The sequence below is a fragment of the Paenibacillus kribbensis genome, from assembly GCF_001705305.1.
GTDB classification, from domain to species: domain Bacteria; phylum Bacillota; class Bacilli; order Paenibacillales; family Paenibacillaceae; genus Paenibacillus; species Paenibacillus kribbensis_B.
The window spans coordinates 134826-152976 of sequence record NZ_MCBP01000005.1; the positions used below are offsets into that span (position 1 = coordinate 134826).

General features: G+C 48.0%; 17 protein-coding genes and 2 pseudogenes. 8 read left to right on the forward strand and 11 right to left on the reverse strand.

Annotation, left to right across the window (positions count from 1 at the left end):
* Positions 1-57: 57 nt before the first annotated feature.
* Both BAZ21_RS11555 and BAZ21_RS11560 read right to left on the reverse strand, forming a co-directional pair.
* Entirely contained in the window at positions 58-690 is a 633-nt protein-coding gene (locus BAZ21_RS11555) for a TetR/AcrR family transcriptional regulator (RefSeq protein WP_068500264.1), read from the reverse strand.
* A 437-nt stretch (positions 691-1127) separates the two neighbouring features.
* Entirely contained in the window at positions 1128-1895 is a 768-nt protein-coding gene (locus BAZ21_RS11560; RefSeq protein WP_068500267.1) for a hypothetical protein, read from the reverse strand.
* A gap of 79 nt (positions 1896-1974) precedes the next feature.
* Between BAZ21_RS11560 and BAZ21_RS11565 the strand changes: the two genes are divergently transcribed.
* Positions 1975-2325 (forward strand): hypothetical protein, encoded by a 351-nt coding sequence (locus tag BAZ21_RS11565; RefSeq protein ID WP_068500270.1) that lies wholly within the window; start codon positions 1975-1977, stop codon positions 2323-2325.
* Between the two features lie 53 nt (positions 2326-2378).
* Here BAZ21_RS11565 and BAZ21_RS27860 read toward each other — a convergent pair.
* The 4 genes and pseudogenes from BAZ21_RS27860 to BAZ21_RS11580 all read right to left on the reverse strand — a co-directional run.
* Positions 2379-2573: pseudogene (locus BAZ21_RS27860) on the reverse strand (NucA/NucB deoxyribonuclease domain-containing protein); the annotation flags it as partial.
* A gap of 106 nt (positions 2574-2679) precedes the next feature.
* Complete coding sequence (locus BAZ21_RS11570) at positions 2680-3315, reverse strand: NAD(P)-dependent oxidoreductase (RefSeq protein WP_068500271.1); 636 nt, start codon at positions 3313-3315, stop codon at positions 2680-2682.
* 82 nt (positions 3316-3397) lie between these two features.
* Positions 3398-4408 carry an MBL fold metallo-hydrolase gene (locus BAZ21_RS11575; RefSeq protein WP_068500913.1) on the reverse strand — a complete coding sequence of 337 codons (1011 nt, stop codon included), beginning with the start codon at positions 4406-4408 and terminating at the stop codon, positions 3398-3400.
* Positions 4409-4431: 23 nt separating this feature from the next.
* On the reverse strand, positions 4432-5217 hold the full coding sequence (locus BAZ21_RS11580; RefSeq protein WP_068500274.1) for a class I SAM-dependent methyltransferase: 786 nt from the start codon (positions 5215-5217) through the stop codon (positions 4432-4434).
* A 632-nt stretch (positions 5218-5849) separates the two neighbouring features.
* On the opposite strand from BAZ21_RS11580, the gene BAZ21_RS11585 reads away from it, so the two are divergent.
* Complete coding sequence (locus tag BAZ21_RS11585; RefSeq protein ID WP_068500276.1) at positions 5850-6152, forward strand: putative quinol monooxygenase; 303 nt, start codon at positions 5850-5852, stop codon at positions 6150-6152.
* 371 nt (positions 6153-6523) lie between these two features.
* A complete protein-coding gene (locus BAZ21_RS11590) occupies positions 6524-7402 on the forward strand; it encodes a DUF72 domain-containing protein (protein WP_068500278.1) in 879 nt (292 codons plus the stop codon).
* Here the strand turns inward: BAZ21_RS11590 and BAZ21_RS11595 are convergent.
* The 4 genes from BAZ21_RS11595 to BAZ21_RS11610 all read right to left on the reverse strand — a co-directional run bounded on the left by BAZ21_RS11595 (position 7394) and on the right by BAZ21_RS11610 (position 11458).
* Complete coding sequence (locus BAZ21_RS11595) at positions 7394-8509, reverse strand: tetratricopeptide repeat-containing glycosyltransferase family 2 protein (protein ID WP_068500916.1); 1116 nt, start codon at positions 8507-8509, stop codon at positions 7394-7396. The two genes, BAZ21_RS11590 and BAZ21_RS11595, sit on opposite strands and share 9 nt — an antisense overlap.
* 11 nt (positions 8510-8520) lie before the next feature.
* The gene (locus tag BAZ21_RS11600) at positions 8521-9333 is read right to left on the reverse strand and encodes a class I SAM-dependent methyltransferase (RefSeq protein ID WP_068500281.1); all 813 of its coding nucleotides are present in this window, start codon (positions 9331-9333) and stop codon (positions 8521-8523) included.
* A complete protein-coding gene (locus BAZ21_RS11605; protein WP_068500284.1) occupies positions 9326-10675 on the reverse strand; it encodes a nucleotide sugar dehydrogenase in 1350 nt (449 codons plus the stop codon). The genes BAZ21_RS11600 and BAZ21_RS11605 overlap by 8 nt, the downstream gene beginning before the upstream one ends.
* 75 nt (positions 10676-10750) lie before the next feature.
* Complete coding sequence (locus BAZ21_RS11610) at positions 10751-11458, reverse strand: glycosyltransferase (RefSeq protein ID WP_068500287.1); 708 nt, start codon at positions 11456-11458, stop codon at positions 10751-10753.
* 201 nt (positions 11459-11659) lie between these two features.
* Between BAZ21_RS11610 and BAZ21_RS11615 the strand changes: the two are divergent.
* Together BAZ21_RS11615 and BAZ21_RS11620 are read left to right on the forward strand one after the other, a co-directional pair.
* Positions 11660-12371, forward strand: a pseudogene (locus BAZ21_RS11615) (GT-D fold domain-containing glycosyltransferase).
* Between the two features lie 102 nt (positions 12372-12473).
* Positions 12474-13601, forward strand: a complete 1128-nt coding sequence (locus BAZ21_RS11620) for an SGNH/GDSL hydrolase family protein (RefSeq protein ID WP_068500292.1) — start codon at positions 12474-12476, stop codon at positions 13599-13601.
* A 99-nt stretch (positions 13602-13700) separates the two neighbouring features.
* Here BAZ21_RS11620 and BAZ21_RS11625 read toward each other — a convergent pair whose 3' ends face one another.
* Positions 13701-14117: a hypothetical protein gene (locus BAZ21_RS11625; RefSeq protein WP_068500295.1), complete on the reverse strand. Its 417-nt coding sequence runs from the start codon at positions 14115-14117 to the stop codon at positions 13701-13703.
* Positions 14118-14283: 166 nt separating this feature from the next.
* Between BAZ21_RS11625 and BAZ21_RS11630 the strand changes: the two genes are divergently transcribed.
* From BAZ21_RS11630 to BAZ21_RS11640, 3 genes are all read left to right on the forward strand, one after another.
* Positions 14284-16263: a methyl-accepting chemotaxis protein gene (locus BAZ21_RS11630; protein ID WP_068500298.1), complete on the forward strand. Its 1980-nt coding sequence runs from the start codon at positions 14284-14286 to the stop codon at positions 16261-16263.
* A gap of 57 nt (positions 16264-16320) precedes the next feature.
* Entirely contained in the window at positions 16321-16497 is a 177-nt protein-coding gene (locus BAZ21_RS11635; protein ID WP_068500300.1) for a YjfB family protein, read from the forward strand.
* Positions 16498-16687: 190 nt separating this feature from the next.
* The gene (locus BAZ21_RS11640; protein ID WP_068500303.1) at positions 16688-18043 is read left to right on the forward strand and encodes a dipeptidase; all 1356 of its coding nucleotides are present in this window, start codon (positions 16688-16690) and stop codon (positions 18041-18043) included.
* Positions 18044-18151 lie beyond the last annotated feature (108 nt).

Consider the following 18151-nt stretch of genomic DNA (forward strand, 5'->3'; position numbering starts at 1 on the left):
CTATAATGAACTGAAGTCATCCACTATGACGACCTCAGTACATTTCAAATCCTATACTTACAATGAAGGGGCCTTGCATGCAGCCAGCGTCTGCTTTATCGTAAATGCATAAATCTCTTGGGCCATAGCTGCATCCGAAAAATGACCTGCAAATTGCAGGTGTATAACCCCGTGTAAGGCAGACCACAGCATTCGGACGACCAGCAACGGATCTTGCTCTGCCAATTGACCCTGCTCCATAGCGTGTACGACGGTTTGCAGGATTCGGGACAGGGCCGTAGTCGTACCTTCCAGGCTCTGTTCATCCGGCTTGAAATCAGATAAGGCCCCGCCAAACATCATTTTGTAATAGGCTGAATGAAGCTGTGCAAATTCCCAGTACGCCCAGCTTAAGGCTTCCAAGTCAGCGAGTATGTTTTCGGTGACGGGTACTTGCTGAAAGGCTCCTGCCAGCAGTCGGCATCCATCCAAGTACATCTCGTTGGCCAGACCATCTTTGCTGCCGAAGATACTGTAAATAATTTTGGTTGAACAGCTTAATTTCTGCGCAACCCGTCGCACGGTCACGGCCTCAGGCCCTTCCTCTACAAGAAGGAGGCATGCGGCATCAATAACATTTTTACGGAGCAATTGCTGCTGCTGAAGCTTCACTTCCGAATAGGTTTTATAGGGCTGCGATGACTTGGACATGATTCAATACACTTCCTTTTGCTTATTAAAAGACGATGACTACTTTGAAGATAATGCCGTCCTCAATGTAAAACCTTACTCACTTTTCAGAAACATCGTTTCCTACAAGAACCATAGTATTCTAATCCTGATGGTTTGTCAAATAAAAGGCCAGGCATAATCATGGCCTGACCAAGCTAGAACTTAGTATTCTAGCATGAGGATGTCATGGTTCACGGTAGGTGCTCGCCAGCCCCCGTACGGGACTTTCACCCTAGAGATGGCGCCTATGCTGGGCGTACACAAAAAAAGCTCTGCCGACCATAAGGTTAACAGAGCTTTTTACTAATAATATTGGAAAGGAAGCTCCAGCATTTAAGACACGCTAAACCCCCTTAAAATTCCCCCTAATATAAAATCTAACCTATAAAAAATCAGGTTTATATTAGGTAGCTTTATTATTCATAAGTATTAATAAGTACTAGTTTAGAGCTATTTCCGTGAACTACTATCTCAGCTTCAGTTATTACCCCTATCATTGATTTGAAAAGCCCTCTCTGCCCTAATGCAACTGGTTTCCAACCATATTTTAAAGTGTGATTAAAAGTACCAGGACCAGCGCCTAAAGCAAAGCCTTGTGATTGAGAATCTGTAGGGCCATTTCTCATCATACCATTTTGTCCAAGTCTAAATTTTTTTGCAGTTATTGAAACTGGAGTGGTATGGTCATTTATTCTCCAGCCTCCATTTGCGCTTACTAGACTACCATACAGCACACCATTTTCATCAGTAGATTTTGCCATATAAAAAGTCGAATAAGTAGTTACTGATATACTTTCATCTGATTTTGATTCAGATCTTGAACTATCATACACTGCAGCGGCAGAAATAGCGTAGATGTTCAACTCATTACTATCATTTACATTGGAAATCCTTAACGATTGGTTAACTTCTCTTCCTACCAGCTTAGCAGTTCTGTATATTTTGACATCAAACTCTTTTCCATCAATATTGTAAGTAGACTCTGTTACAGTGTTTCCAATATCCAAGTCACTGATTCCTTTTTTAGCGCGATCAATGACTTCTTCTACATTTAAAGCTTTGTCAACCTGGTATGTAGCTTTTCCCTCTGGGTCGACTACATTAGAACTTGAGTCTGCAAAAGCAAAAGCTGGTGCTAGTAAAAGAGCGCCTACAACTGATAAAAGAATTAGTTTTTTCTTCATTAATTTTCCTCATATTGTATGTTATGATACTATTATTAAGAAATTGTATAAATAAAACAACCTTTTTGGAGGAAAAATAATGAAAAAAATATTAATTTTTGCCTGGATTATGGGATTAATGTTATTTTTGAAATTAATTAATCTATTTGATGAATATCTCCAAAATAAAATGTCAATTACTTTCAAATATCAACCGTATTTAACTTATGAGTGGATTTTATATCTATTACTAGGAATATACTTTTCGTTAATTTTCACTGGAAGTTTGAAGCTTGTATTCAAAAAAAATATTTTTATCTTTGCCTTCATCCCCTCCCTTTTAGTCATAATTTATTATTTAGCAGGAAATTATCTATCTTCAAATCTTAACTTAATATTTATGTTGTCTGGCTCCTTATTATCGTACAGCTTGTTAGGGGAAAAGAAATAACTTTCAAAAAAAGGACTCATACCAGTTCAAGAAGCTGGTATGAGTCCTTATCATTATTTCACTATGAATCTTACCATTGTTCCATCAGCATATTTATCTAGCTGATGACTTACCCATGATCCTGCCCCTCTATTATCTTTAGGGCTTATGTATCTAATATCAGCACCTGCACCACCTTCATCACACATCGGCCATTCGTCGCGGTCATATCCTTTTTTAGTGGGATAGCCCTTCAAAGACTCCCTGTTTCTGGCTGACCTAATAATACGAAAAAGAACGCAAATAAGTAGGTACACTTATCGCGCTCTGACTCATGTTAAAAATGAAGCTTGCAGCTATGTTTGCGTTTTACGATCAATAGGCAATGCCTACACGTGCATGTATAAATTCGTGACTCTTCCATTGACGATAGGTAAAATCAGCTGTATCAGCGGTGGAAATTTGTGAGCCGCCTTCGGGCAAAAAGTCTTTTTCCACACGATAAATGCCTGTCCGCGCACCGTCCGGCAGATAGGTTGGACAGACAATGGTCCAGTCCAGCGCCGAAGTACGCAGCAATTCGTACACCCGCCGGTGTTCCTCTGCCGCACGGGTACTACGTCGCCGGGTCTCAGAGGACTCATACCGATACAAGCCCGGTTCGGTGCGGCTTTGCAAAATCCCTGCTGTCCCTACCGTAATAAGACGGGCAACCGACTGCTTCTGCATGTGTCGGATCAGCAGGTCGATATTCACGGATAAGGTAGTGGTTCCATCCGTATTCAGTGCGCTGATAACAGCCGCCACTCCGCCCGCCAGCGCTCGTGCTACATCCTCGGCATCGGTAGCATCCCCTTGTACCATTCGGAGCTGTGTCCCGTATTTTAAAGCGTATTCCTCCAGCTTGTCCGTTGAACGGACAAGGGCCGTAACGGTATGACCATCCGCCAATGCATACTCCAATATATACCGCCCTACGCGTCCGGTAGCTCCCAGCAGCAGCAGATCCATAAAAGCCTCTTTCCCGGCATGCATGCCGCTTGATCATGTTGCTATGTCATGTTGCTATGTCTTGTTGGCTATATTCGGTAAACTATTCCCGGCCAAGGGCATGGAAGCGCATATTCTGCTCCGTATCGCTTATCCAAGCCCGATCACGGCGCACCAGTTCCACCAGATGAGCCAGCGTCTCCGACATAGCAAATCGCAGTTGGTGAATACCCAGCTTGTCACCGAACACGGCTATACATAGCTCGTAGGCGGTGCTCCCTTCCGGCTGAATCAACTGCTCGAACTTCTCCAGCCGTTCTTCATGATGCGCCAGCAACGCTTGCGTCCGTTCATGAAAAGTACCAAACGGATTGCGGTGCCCCGGATACGCCCATGCCACCTCCAGCTCGCCCAGACGCTGCAAGCCGTCTATATAAGACTGCAAGGGCTGGGCATCACTTCCCGGCAGCAGGCTGATATTGGGCGAAATCTGCGGCAAGACCGCATCACCGCACAGGATCACGCCGCTATTCGGCTCATACAAGGATACATGCCCGGCTGCATGTCCTCCTGTCTCAATAGGCAGCCAGCTGCGTCCGCCCAGCTCCAAACAGGCATTCTCCCTAACAGGAATGACTGTAATTTCAGGCTGTGGATTCACTTGCGCATACGCCTGCAGCATATGGGCTACCAAGTCGGGCACCTGCTCCAAAGGGAAGCCATGCCGGACAAAAAAAGCGGGAAGCGTATGCTCCATCGCAGCAGTTGATGCCTGCCCACCCCACATCATCATCGCTTCCTGATGGCTTCGAGCTGACATATGTACACGTGCCTGACTTTGCTGCTGCATCCAGCCAGCCAATCCGTAATGATCCGGGTGATGATGGGTCACCACAATGTCCGAGATATCCGCAAAGGACATCCCCAGCTGCTGGAAGACATGCACCCATTCCGCCTCTGTGTCCAAATTGCGCGGACCAGGGTCTACAATCGTAAAGCCGTGCTGCCCCTTGAGCACATAGCTATTCACCCAACGCAGCGGAAAGGACATCGATATTTTGACCTGAAAGCCTCCATCTATCCCTTCACACGGTGTAAGCTCTGGCCATTTCATGGCTTTCCATCCGCCTTTCCGTTTCAAGCCCGCATGCCGACAAAAATCATTCGGGGCGAAGCATCCTCGATATATTGATCTTCATTATAGCTTCCGTGCACCTGTTCTACAGACAGCCCGGCTTGTTCCAGCAATGCGCGGAACTTTTCATATGGATAGAGCTTTACACGCTCGTGATACACACGTGTTGATTCCTCTCCTGCGGCAGTCGTATCCAAACCAGCAGCGGCTTTAGCAGTCGCAGCCGATGCGGATGAACGAATTGCGATCTGTTTTTTCACAAATCCATCTTCAATCACCCGATGCTCCTCAATCCAATTCCCTTCATCCTCGCGTGACGAATGCGGCACCAGATGAAGGGCCACGTAGGCCGGGTTCAAATAATCTATGATAAAGCGTCCTCCCGGCTTCAATAGCCGATAAATTTCCTTTAATACTTTAAGCTGCTCTTCATCCTGCTCAAAATAGCCGAAGGAGGTGAACAAATTCACCACCGCGTCAAAGCTCTCATCCAGCGGCACCGCTCTCATATCCCCTTGATGCCAGCTTACCCGCCCTTCGGGATCAGCAGCATGCGCCTCTCTCAACAGCACACCGGACAAATCCACACCTGTCACCTTATAGCCCGCATCGGCGAGTGCAAGGGAATGACGTCCCATACCACAGCATAAATCCAATACACTGGAGCCTTGCGGTAATTTGACCCAGGAGATCATTTTCTGCACTTCCTGATAGGCTCCCTGAAAGTCGCGGTGCTTATATACCAATAAATAATCTTCCCCAAAGCTTTGTTCGTACCATTCTGCCATATCGTTTCTCCTCCATGAGCTCATTTCACTCTATTACATATTATATTAGCTTTTTCAAACTGGAAACTCCAAAGCATTACGAATAAGGATTTTGTAAAAATCCTGAATAAGGAACATGTTACAATAATCATACTTAAGCTAAAATTTTCATAGGAACTTCATACCAGCTTCATGCGATTCACTCCATTTTATCATTAAAATGTATCGTGGGAACGCCTTTTGAACGTATTTATGAAGGAAAGGAGCAGCGAATCCTCCAAATATTGACATACATAAACGGCCATTAGGTATTTTCATTATAGTTTCGGTTTCTCGGAATGGCCCGACTTACGAGACTTGGATAGATAAGGGAATGACACCTTTAGAGTGATTGTCGTATAAGAGCGGACGATTTTGGGAAAGGGGATTGGACTATGACGAAAGTGGACAACATGTTATCGATCCTCTTGGATGCTTCGCTCGGGCAAGTGGACAGGAGCAGGTGCTAAATGAGTTGTGCCAGCATTGCAGATCGAGTCGGAGCTACTGGTCGGGAAAATGGTTGAGGCCAGTGCTCGAATGTTCGCACATTATGATTAGCGCATTATGAAACGATGTTATCGGATCGCACAAAGAAGAAAGGGGAATGGACAATGAGTAAATACGCCATGTTCGGAAAATTGACAACCCACCCGGGGAAACGGGAAGAACTCGCGAAAATGATGCTGGAATCCGTAGAAACGCTGAACAATATGGAGGGCTGCATCTATTATATCTTGCACGCGGCTCAAGACGATCTGGACGATCTGTGGATCACGGAGCTTTGGGAGAGCCAGGAAGCGCATGCTGCTTCTCTGAAAAACGAAAAAGTGCTTGAACTCATCGGGCGTTGCCGCCATTTGATTGCGGAGGCCAGTACTATAAAGGTTCAGCCGCTCGGGGGAAAAGGGTTTTAGATCTCGAGGCGTGTCGGCAGGAAAACTGCTTCCCGATATATCCGCTGCGAATACAGCTAGCACTACAGGTATAAGAAGAAACAAGCTTAGTTGAGTAAAAATGCTAGGATGTCCACAGAGCATCCTAGTATTTTTATTGTACCAGTCTTTTATATTGAGCATATAAATGCACAAAACTGGAAACTCAAAAGCATTACAAATAAGGATTTTGCAAAATTCTGAATAAGGAACATGTTACAATAATCGTAATTAAGCTTAAATGTTCATAGGAACTTCATGCCAGCTTCATGCAGTTCACCCTATTTTATCATTAAAATGTATCGTGGGAACGCCTCTTGAGCGTATTTATGAAGGAAAGGAGCGGCAAAGCCATGATTCAAATTGGACTGACGGGTTGGGGCGATCACGATGACCTGTATCCGATCGGCACCAAAGCTAATCAAAAATTAAGCGTCTATGGAAGTCATTTTCCGGTGGTGGAGATGGATAGTTCTTTTTATGCGGTGCAGCCCACGGATCGCATGGAACGCTGGGCGGCCGAAACCCCTGACTCCTTTTCATTTCTCGTCAAGGCCTATCAAGGCATGACCGGACATACACGCGGCAAGCAGCCTTATTTTAAAACAACCGATGAAATGTATGAAGCCTTGCATGCATCCATACAGCCTCTCCGCGAAGCGGGCAAGCTCAAGGCGGTGCTGTTTCAGTATCCCCCCTGGTTCGACTGTACACGCGAGAATGTAGCCGTATTGCGAGACACGAAAAAAAGGATGGGAGAGGTCCCATCCGTACTTGAATTCAGACATCAAAGCTGGTTTACACCCGATTTTCGGAAACGAACGCTGGCATTCATGCACGAGGAAGGCTGGATACACAGCGTATGTGACGAGCCGCAGGCCGGACCGGGCTCTGTTCCCATTGTGCCGCAGGCTACAGACAGCAACCTGACGATCGTACGTCTCCACGGACGAAATGGTTCCGGCTGGAATCAAAGCTCTGCGCCCAACTGGCGGGAGGTTCGTTATCTGTATCGGTACAATGAACAGGAATTGACCGAATGGAGAGACAGATTGCTGGAGCTGGAGCAGCAGAGCCGTGAGATTTGCGTTATTTTCAATAACAATTCGGGAGGAGATGCCGCCGCTAACGCCAAGCAGCTGATGACGCTGCTCGGCATGGACCCCAAGCCTTTTCCACCCCGCAAACCACCTCAGGAGAATGAAGGACCGGAACAGCTTGAATTATTTTAAAGGAGGGGCGGTGGAAGATGGATCGGGAATCGCCTCCCTGAGCTTGCGCTCATTAGCCAGCAAATGCGGATCGTCAGGCAAATAACGTAAAGCGGTCCGGTTATGCTCATACGATGCGTTCAGCTTACCCAAATGGGCGTAGCAATGACTGAGCCGCACGTGGGGCAACCAGGAGTAGCATGGCCTTGGAACAGGTCTTAAATCAGTAGCATGCTGCTGCTGCTCCAGTGCTTTTTCGTACCAGTACGCCGCAGTGCTCCATTCGCTGCGCGTGAAAAACCAGTCACCGATCATGCAGCATAAATCTGCTTGCGGCACACCGTATCGGAAGGAGTGCAGCAGACTATCCAGCTGTTGCTCCGGCTTCCCGAGATGGAGATAGCATTCCGCCAATCGCGCGCAAGCGGTAATCCGATCCTCCCGGTAGCCGCTCGGCTCCGCCAACAGACGGTTGAACGCCTCTGCCGCCTCGGCATATTCCTTGCGGTCAAAGCATTCATTCGCGTGAAAATACAGCAATCGCCCCTCCAGCTTGCCACTTTCGCTGATCCAGCGGGCGAGGATACGTTGATTACGGAGCGTGTGGTTGTCCATTCGGCGGTGCGTCACAGCCACGTCCGAATGGACGATTCGTCCCGCGGGTATCACCAAATCCTCATGCAGCCGCCCTTCCCAGCGGTATTGTCGCTCCCGCTTCACGAGACGGATACGGCGTGAGGTGAACAACAGTTCACCCTGCTCCCCCTCTGCCAGATGAAGCGGCATCAACACGGCGTCGATATCCACAGACAAACGCTGCTTCAAGGAACGCAGGCGCTCACGATCGGGTCCCAGCAGTACATCGTCCGCATCCAGCCACATAATATAGGAGCACGTCGCCTGATCGAACGATTCGTTGCGGGCGGCTGCAAAATCATCGTCCCAATCGAACGTATACAGCCGATCCGTATAACGGGCGGCTATCGTCTTCGTCCGATCCGTCGATCCCGTGTCCACAATGATGATTTCATCCATCAGGCCCGCGACCGAGTCCAGACAACGTGCAAGTGTCTGCTCCTCGTCTTTCACAATCATACACAAGCTGATGGTCATCGGTCGTTCAATCATGGTGTGTTCGGTCACTTTGCACCATCCCCTCTCCCTTCTGCCTGCGCCTTGTCCATCTGTTCTGTAAGTGGATACCTTCCCTGCGAAAAAAATTGTTCCTCCATCTGTCGGATTCGCTGTACTGCCTTGTCCAGTGCAGCCTTGCGTTGGTTCATTTTACGAACATGCTGCTGCTCCACCAGACGAAACTGCTCCTCGTCCAGCTTCATCCAGCGGGTCAGATGCTCTGCCCCCGGCTGGACGTCGCGCAGTTTTTTTGGCTTTTTGCAGCCTGCGAAGCACAAATATTTGTGATGGACCTCCAGCGCTTTTTCATCAAAATAAGGATACAGCACTCGGGACAGACTTCCAGCATAATAGGTCCGCTTGTGATCGTGAAACGGATGGTATCCGTAGGGTACGGAAAGGACAAGCGTTCCTTTTTTATTCAACAACCGGTAAGCATGGGTCAGCAGGGGATGAGGATGTGCAAAATGCTCCAAAACTTCGCCTAAAATAATCGTGTCAAAGCCGCCGGGAGGACGTTCAAATTGTGAAATGTCCTTTAACTGAAAGTGAACTCTTCCCCGGACAGGTGCAGATTCCTGACGAAGTTCTTTTTTGGCATATGAAATACTGTCCTCTTCCAAATCAATAGCCGTCACCTCAAAGCCTTCCCGTCCGAGCAAAATGGACGTTATCCCCTGACTGCACCCGACATCCAGCACGGTACGGCCCTGCACATGGCGGCAAATCCAGTGGATTCTATGGCGGGTGGCCTCATGTGATTCCTCCGAATTGATCTGTCCGTAATAACGTTCATTCACCTGATCACGGTTAGCCAACAGCGGCGCCCCCTCCATCACCGGGATGACCCAGTATCACGACGTGTCCACCCGTGCAATGCGCAGTCGCATTGCGTGTGTCGAAGACCAGTGGAGCATGGTCCACCAACTGCTGGTAGTCCAGCACCGAGTGGTCTGTCGTAATGACTACGATATCTGCGCTTTCCCATAGCTGGGCATTGGCCGTCCGAGATCGGATCACCTCACCGTTCAGCTTAAAGCTTGCTACATACGGGTCGGTAAAACTTACCGAAGCGCCCTCTTCCTGCAGGTGCTCAAACAGAACAAGAGCCGGGGATTCGCGCACATCATCAATGTCTTTTTTATAGGCTACGCCCGCCAAAATGACTTTGGCCTTGTTTATAGCTTTCCCTTTCTGCGCGAGCATCGCTTCGATTCGCTCCGCGATATACATCGGCATACGCCGGTTCATGCGGTCTGCCAAATTCACGAACTCCAGCGGAAACCCATGCTGCTCGGATTTCCACGACAAGTACAACGGATCGACCGGGATACAGTGCCCACCGATGCCAGGCCCCGGATAAAAAGGCATGTAGCCAAATGGTTTGGTTGCCGCTGCATCCAGCACCTCCCATATATTGATACCCATTTTCTCACAAGCTGCTGTCAGCTCATTGACCATTCCAATATTGACGCTACGAAATGTATTCTCAAACAGCTTGGCGGCTTCCGCCACCGTTGTTGAGCTAACCGGGACGATTTGATCCAGAAAGGAGCCGTAAAAGCTTGCTCCTGCGGCCAGACAATCCGGTGTACAGCCACCGATCACCTTTGGTGTGTTGCGAATATTAAAATAAACACTGCCCGGATCGACACGTTCCGGTGAAAAGCACACATAAAAGTCCTTCCCCACCGTCCAGCCCCTGCGCTGCTCAATCACCTGCCGAATCAGTTCCTCGGTCGTTCCCGGATAGGTGGTACTTTCCAAAATCAGCAGCGCTTGTCTGCGTAAATGTGGTATCGCCTGATCAATAGCCGTTTCGATATAGGATGTATCCGGCTGATGTCCGGCTGTCAGCGGCGTAGGCACGCAGATGACGACAATATCCACATGCTCCAGCACCTTAATATCCGTAACCGGATGCAGCTGCTGACCGATCAGGCCTTCCAATGCATTATCGTCAATGTCTATGATGTACGACTGTCTTTGAAGCAGCTTGGCTACTTTGACAGGATCGGAATCCACACCGTATACATCATAACCGGCCTTTGCCATTTCCACTGCCATAGGCAGCCCTACATAACCGAGGCCGATTACCGCAACCTTTACAGTTCCTTTAGTTATTTTTTCGATAAGTTGCAAAATACCCACCTCTTTCATCGGTTACTCCGTTCCTCGAAGCAGCTCACCAAGCCCCGCACGGTCCATCAATTCAATATAATCTCCTCCTGACCGTTACGAATTGGCAGTGCCCGTTCCCAAAAATTCAGCCAACACAGTGTTCATTTCACTCTCTGTCAGCCGATCCTTGGCTGGCACTTTCTTCACCGAGGTATTGGCAGTATGAATAACGTTCACATAGTTGCGAAGCGGAATCACCTCATGCGGAAGCTCCGTTACATATCCGTGCGTACCCTTGCCGGGAATGACGATACGGTAATCATTCAGAAAATCCTTTACTTGATAGCGGAATACATAAAAGGAAGGCGAACGGTGGAATACCGGTGCCATCTGACCCTCAACCGCATCCCACAGGTATCCTAGCTGGTTCACCAGCGCGACCGTGTCTGGCTGAAACTTATAATCATGCAATTGTTGTACAAATGATCGGTGATACAAATCGTCAGAATCAATGCGGGCAATGAGCAGTTCGTCCGCGCCTTCGACATACGCCTGCATACGACGTTTGCTTTCGATGCTCGTACCGAAGCGAATGTGGTCGGGAATGGGCTCCCGCTTGGCCAGCTCCTCTTCCACGATGTCACTGCAACCGCCCGCCAGCTTGACGACAGATAGGAAATCCGCATTTGTCTGACTGAGCAAACTCCGTAGCGTGTAGGTTCTGAAGATGTCCAGTCGCTCGCTAATCCACTCACGTGTCAGGCGATTGGGATTCATCCCATAGTTATTAAAATTTATTTCAATCACAATCTTGCGGTTCATCGATCTTCCTCCCTTATAAACCTTCTTCTCTCAAGTTATGAAGACACTTTTAAAACGGCACGTACAAATACAACAGCTCTTGTAAAAATAGGTAGAATCCAAAAAGAAATAGCCGTTCATACAAAAACCTTTTCGCTTTCGACATATGATAGAATACAAAGTTCAGATAGAATACAAAGTTCAACAGGGAGGAAACATGATATGTCTAATCCAAAGTATCTGGAAATGAATGAGGTGCTACATTGCCTGAAGCTGGCACTGGATCGACAACAGCCCTTCTCGCTCATTCGTATTGGAGATGGTGAAAACTTGATTTTGTCTCAGGACACCGTCTGGCCGATGGAAAAGGTGCTGCAGGAGCGTTGGGCGGTCAAAGCCAATCTCGGTCAAAAAGGATTGTTTTTGCCGAATACGGAGTTGCGAGACGCAGTAGCTGAGGCGGTGCGTAAAGCTACCATTGCTGGCATATTGCCATATCATGATGAATCTATTAAAGCGCCGTCCTATTTGAAGCGGGAGCTGACCGACCAGGTTTTTGCTCACTATGCTCTTTCCCCCGCGCTGACCTGCCACGCCTGTCTGAATCGGTATTTGGCTGTGACACCTGCATTCTGGGACATGCTGAAAGATCGACGCGTTCTGCTGGTCACCCGGACGGCCGCTGAAGTCAAGCCTGTTCTTGAGGCCAAGCCTTACGGGCTGCATATTGCGCACATTTGCATTTCACCAATATGAACAGATGCCCGAAACGCTCCAATGGATTACATCACACAAAGATGATTTTGATATTGCGCTGTTCTCTTGTGGCGTCAATGCAGTCGTGTTGGCACAAAAAACGGCAGAATTAACTGGCAAAGTAGGTATAGACTTCGGCAAGGCGATTAACATCGTTATGTTCGGCAAAGCGAATTAATGGTTCCTTGCTTAAAAATAGACTTTGAGATTTTTCGTCACTTATTTTACAATATTATAGAAACTAGAGTTAAATTTGGAGATTATAAGGAGGATATTGGAAATGGCACATAATAAGAAGCTGAAGATATATCCACTTGCAAAAGCAAAGCATGTCAAAGTTCATGGTCGAACTACGCAAACCCTTACACCACTAACTCTGTTTTGGACGGGCAGCGGCATTGAATTAAATATCAAAGGCTCGGAGCTGTGGATTGAAATAGAGGCCGATTATCAGGTGTACGAGCAATGGATCAGTATTGTCATCAATGGTGCCCCAATGAGTCGCCTGATGGTGACCGCAGGACGGCATTGGATTTGTCTTTTGAGAGGTATGAACCCTGACACGGCCAAAAATGTCCGTGTGGTCAAGGATGTCCAGCCTATGAGTTCAGACTCGCGCTGCTTGCTGCAAATTCATGCCCTGAAGGTTGACGGAGAATTGCTGCCGGTTACAGATAAGCCCCACAAGGTGGAATTTATCGGTGACAGCATTACCTCGGGAGAAGGAACGATTGGAGCGAAGCAGGAGGAAGACTGGGTTCCCATGCTGTTCACGGCACTACATAATTATACAGCCATCACTGCCGAAGCACTGAATGCGGATTACCGAGTGCTGTCACAAAGCGGATGGGGTGTCCTAACGGGCTGGGATAATAATCCGCATACGAACATACCGGCATATTATGAGCAGGTATGTGGTGTGCTCACTGGAGAAAGAAATGAAGCATTAGGGGCATTTTCTGACCATGATTTTACCTCATGGCAGCCGGATGTGGTCGTGGTGAATTTGGGGACTAATGACGGGGGAGCCTTTTATTCTCCTGCATGGACGGACCCAACAAGCGGGAAAGTGTACAAGCAACGCTTGAACGAGGACGGCACATTCAACGAAGAAGATCTACAAGCTTTTGAAAACGCTGTCAAAAAATTTCTTGTCAAGCTTCGGACCTGTAATCCCGCCGCACATATTGTGTGGGCCTATGGGATGCTAGGTACTCCGATGATGCCAGCGATCTACCGGGCGGTAGACGCGTATAAGAAAAGAACGAGGGATCGAAATGTGTCCGTGTTCCAACTGCCTAACACGACGGAAGAAACGATAGGATCTCGCAGCCATCCCGGGCTCCCCGCCCATACCAAAGCAGCAGATGAACTGATAGGGTATTTGCGAGAGATTTTAAAGAATTAGAATTCGGGAAGCAGAATCGACTCTGGCATAGAATGCGAGATATACGACAAACGATCGTATATCCGCATTCTACATTAAGGAAATACTCGTCTGATATATTTAGAAAAACGGAGTCGAAGCGATGCCGGTGAATACCTCCGGACCATTACGAACCGTCGTCGATATACCAGAAATATAAGAAGAATATACAGTTTGTATGGCCCATGGGGCGGACAGATCCTGCGCATTAAAAGCTTGTGTTTCATTAGCCCCTGTAGCTCCCAATACCCCTTCGGCCCGATAGACGACCTCGCTCGGATCGTAGTCGGCGCCACGTACGATTTCAACCGCATACGTATCACCAAGTTCACCAACCAGCCCAATTGAACCGCTAAAGGTCACAATCGGCCCCGGTACAAGAAAGGTTCGCAGGGTAATCAAACCGAACCGCTCCGGTACAGGACCCAGCTGTATATCGGGACCCTCACCTGTTTGTGATGAATTGGTGGAGCTCCTCATATCCAGAAAAAAACCCATACCTCATCCCTCCAGATTGCAAGATACTCCATGCTATGCAAGAAATTGTTCAGCGTATTGGACAAATTAGCAATAAATCTATCAATTCGGCTTAAAATAACCGATAGTAAATACATATGAGATAAATATTAGAAATTGAATACGCACATAGAAAGCAGGGGGTTTGATGAAACAACTGAAACTACTGAAGAATTTAACATTGCGCAAAAAATTGACAGCAGCATTCCTGCTGGTCATGCTCGTACCTAGCATTATTGTCAGTTCGTTTTCCTATCAGGCAGCATATAACCAAACGGACCGTCAATTACTCGACAGTGCGACTACAAGCGTCACCGCATCTGATCGTGCAATTACCCAAACCATTCAAGCCAAAATCGCGGATATCGAATATTATTCTACTACGATAACCGTTAGTGATAGCAGTACAGAAGCAGATGAAGACATTCTCAGAAGCTTACAAGTGTATTTGAAAATGCATGCGGAAGCTACCGACATATTTGTAGGAACTCCTGAAGGTAAGCTCATCATTGGCAAATCCACAGGACATACAACCGATCCTCGTGAGCGTCCGTGGTACAAACAAGCCATTGAAAAACCTGGGCAAACCGTAGTCAGCTCTGTCGAACTCAATTCGAGCAAGGTTCCCGTTGTGTATATTTCACGTACACTTCCCGACAACAGCGGTGTTCTCGGTCTTTCTCTGAATTTGAACAACTTGAAAGAAATCACAAATTTAAAAATCGGGCAAAATGGTTATATCATGATATTGGATGGTACCAAACGTGTCGTTACCCACCCGACAGAAGTCAGCGGAAGTACGAAAATTGGTGAAATGCTGCCACAACTGTTTGCCTCCAAGGAAGGCAGCTTTGGTTATGATCTGAATGGCGTAGCCAAAAACCTGATTTTCAAAACCAATGCGCTGACAGGCTGGAAAATTGCCGGAACGATGGACCAAGCGGAAACAAGTGCCTCCGCCAAACCGATACTCGTTACGACAATCGTTGTCCTGGTGATTTCAGCCATCATTATCGGTGTACTCGCACTTTGGCTGATCAGCAGTATTCTCAAGCCGATCCAAAGATTGCGTAATTCCATGGATGCAATCAGCCAAGGTAATCTTTCCATCGATGTGGCGACTTCAAGCTCGGATGAAATTGGCGATTTATCAAGGTATTTTCAACAAATGGTGGATAACCTGCGTAACATGATTCGAGAAATTCAAGCGATGACAGGCAATTTGTCAGCCTCCTCGCAAGAGCTTGCCGCAGGGGCAGAACAAACGACCCGTGCCATCGAGCATGTGACCGTAGCTATTCAAGATGTAGCCTCAGGCAGTGAACGTCAAGTCCGCAGCGCAAAAGATAATCAGGAACGGGTTAGCAGCATGTCCGCTGACATTACAACTATGACTGCCACCATGGCTGAAATGACTACTTATTCTGCACAGGCCATTGAGGCGTCGGATGTAGGCAGTGAGCATATCGGCAATAGTGTCGTTTCCATTGACGGCATTCGCACAACGGTGGAAGAGCTCGATACGATTGTCAGCGCTTTGAGTGACCGATCCGGACGAATCGGAACGATTGTCACCGTTATAACCGAAATCGCCAGCCAGACTAACCTGCTCGCACTGAACGCTTCTATTGAAGCAGCGCGCGCAGGAGAGCACGGCAAGGGTTTTGCTGTCGTAGCGACGGAGGTCCGCAAGCTGGCTGAAAATTCGGCTCATTCAGCACAGCAAATTCGTGAACAAATTCAAGGAATACAGAGCGGTGTATCTGAGGCCCTGATCGCAATGGAATCTGCCAAAGAACGTGTAACCGAAGGTATCAATTCCATTGACCTGTCCGGTCGTTCCTTCTCCCGCATCCGTAGAGCGGTAGCCAAATCGGCGAAGCAGCTCGATAACGTTGCTGCTTCTACCGCCGGGGTTGCAGAGGGAACAGGCACAGTCGTTAGCAGCATGGAGGAAATTACGCGCATCGCTGAGGAAGCGGCATCCCATACGGAGACCGTATCCGCCGCCGCCGAGGAACAGCTCGCCTCGATGGAAGAGATCGGTTCTTCCGCTGCCGATTTGACCCGTCTGGCCGAACAGCTTCAAGATTTGTTGCACCAATTCCAATTGGATGAAACAAAATAACCGTTCCAACCGATAAATATAGAGAAAGAATCTTGATCATGAAGGAGGATTGGAATTATGGATATCGCAGCATTATCGACAGGTATGAGTCAGGCCAGCTTGGCCCAAGCCGCAAGTATAAAGGTTGCTGCTCTGGCCAAGGATCAAGCCAATGAGCAAGGGCAAGCGCTGATACAGATGATGGAAAAAAGCGCACAGCCTCATCTCGGGGGTCAACTGGACATCCGGGTGTAATTGTATCTAAATTCATGCTGAAGGGCGATTCTGCTCAGGTCTTTGACAGACCCGGGTAGAATCGCTTTTTTGATCTGCTATTTTTCGTTCAGCGCAAAACGTAGTAAACTAGACATATCGTCCACGACCTCGGTTCGGGGGATAAAGCAAAATTCGTACAATTACAAGTACAAAGGAGGATACATACTTTATGAGTTATTCCGCTTATTTTGAACAAGCCAGAGAGCAACAACTGAATGAGCTGAGGGAATGGTTGTCCATTCCGAGTATCTCCGCATTATCGGAGCACAAAAAGGACATCAACCAGGCAGCCGAATGGCTCGCTGCCAAACTGACTGCTGCCGGTCTGGAAAACGTTGAGATTATTCCAACCAAAGGTCATCCACTGGTGTACGCTGATCATTTGCATGCACCCGGTAAACCGACTATCCTTGTATACGGCCACTATGATGTACAGCCCGTTGATCCGCTTCACCTGTGGGAAACCCCGCCGTTCGAGCCATCTATCCGCGATGGAAAATTGTATGCACGCGGAGCGACAGACGACAAAGGGCAGGTATTCTTGCACATTAAGGCGGTTGAGGCTATTTTGAAGCAAGAGGGCAAGCTGCCGCTGAACATCAAATTCTGCATTGAAGGCGAGGAAGAAGTGTCCAGCCCGAGCCTGCTTGAGTTTTTGCAGACCGGAGCTGAACGTCTGGCTGCCGACGCTGTACTGGTGTCCGACACCTCCCTGATCGAAAAAGGCAAGCCTGCGATTTGCACAGGTCTGCGTGGACTGTGCTCACTGGAAGTGGCCATTCACACCGCGAATACGGATCTGCATTCCGGCTCCTTTGGCGGCGGCGTACCGAATGCTCTGCATGCTATGGTGTCGTTGCTGGCAACCCTGCATGACGACAAGGGCGGTGTTAGCGTCGAAGGGTTCTATGACGATGTTGCACCGTTATCGGCAGAGATGAGAGAAGAATTTGTGAAGCAAGGCTTCAATGAGAGCAAGCTGCAACAGGAACTTGCGCTTGATTCTCTGTATGGCGAAGAAGGTTTCAGCTTTGTTGAGCGTGTTGGAGCGCGTCCTACCCTGGAGCTGAACGGCGTATACGGCGGATTCCAGGGTGAGGGCACCAAAACGGTCATTCCGAAGGAAGCTCATGCGAAAATTACGTGCCGTCTGGTCGCGAACCAGAATCCACAGGACATTCTGGATAAAATCGAGCGTCATTTGCGCGCCCATGTTCAGCCAGGAGCCACTCTGGAAATCCAACAGGGTGAGAAAGCAAACGCCTTTAACATTGACCCGTCACACGCGTTTTTGCAAGCCGCAGCGGATGCTTTTGAAAAAGTGTACGGTGTGCGTGCTCTGTTTACCAAAGATGGCGGCTCCATTCCGATCGTGGAAACCTTCTCCCGTGTGCTGACTGCCCCGGTTGTATTGATGGGCTTTGGCTTGCCGGATGAGAACCTGCATGCGCCGAACGAGCATTTTAATTTGGAGAATTTCGACAAAGGTCTGTTAACCATTGTGGAGTTCTTGAAGTCGGTGTAAGCTGTTGCTCATCTTATGCGGTAAAAAATAGGATGCAAACAAGCATTCACGACATGTGATCCCACATGCTTCGCGAATGCTTGTTTTTGGTTAATCTTGTTTTCGATC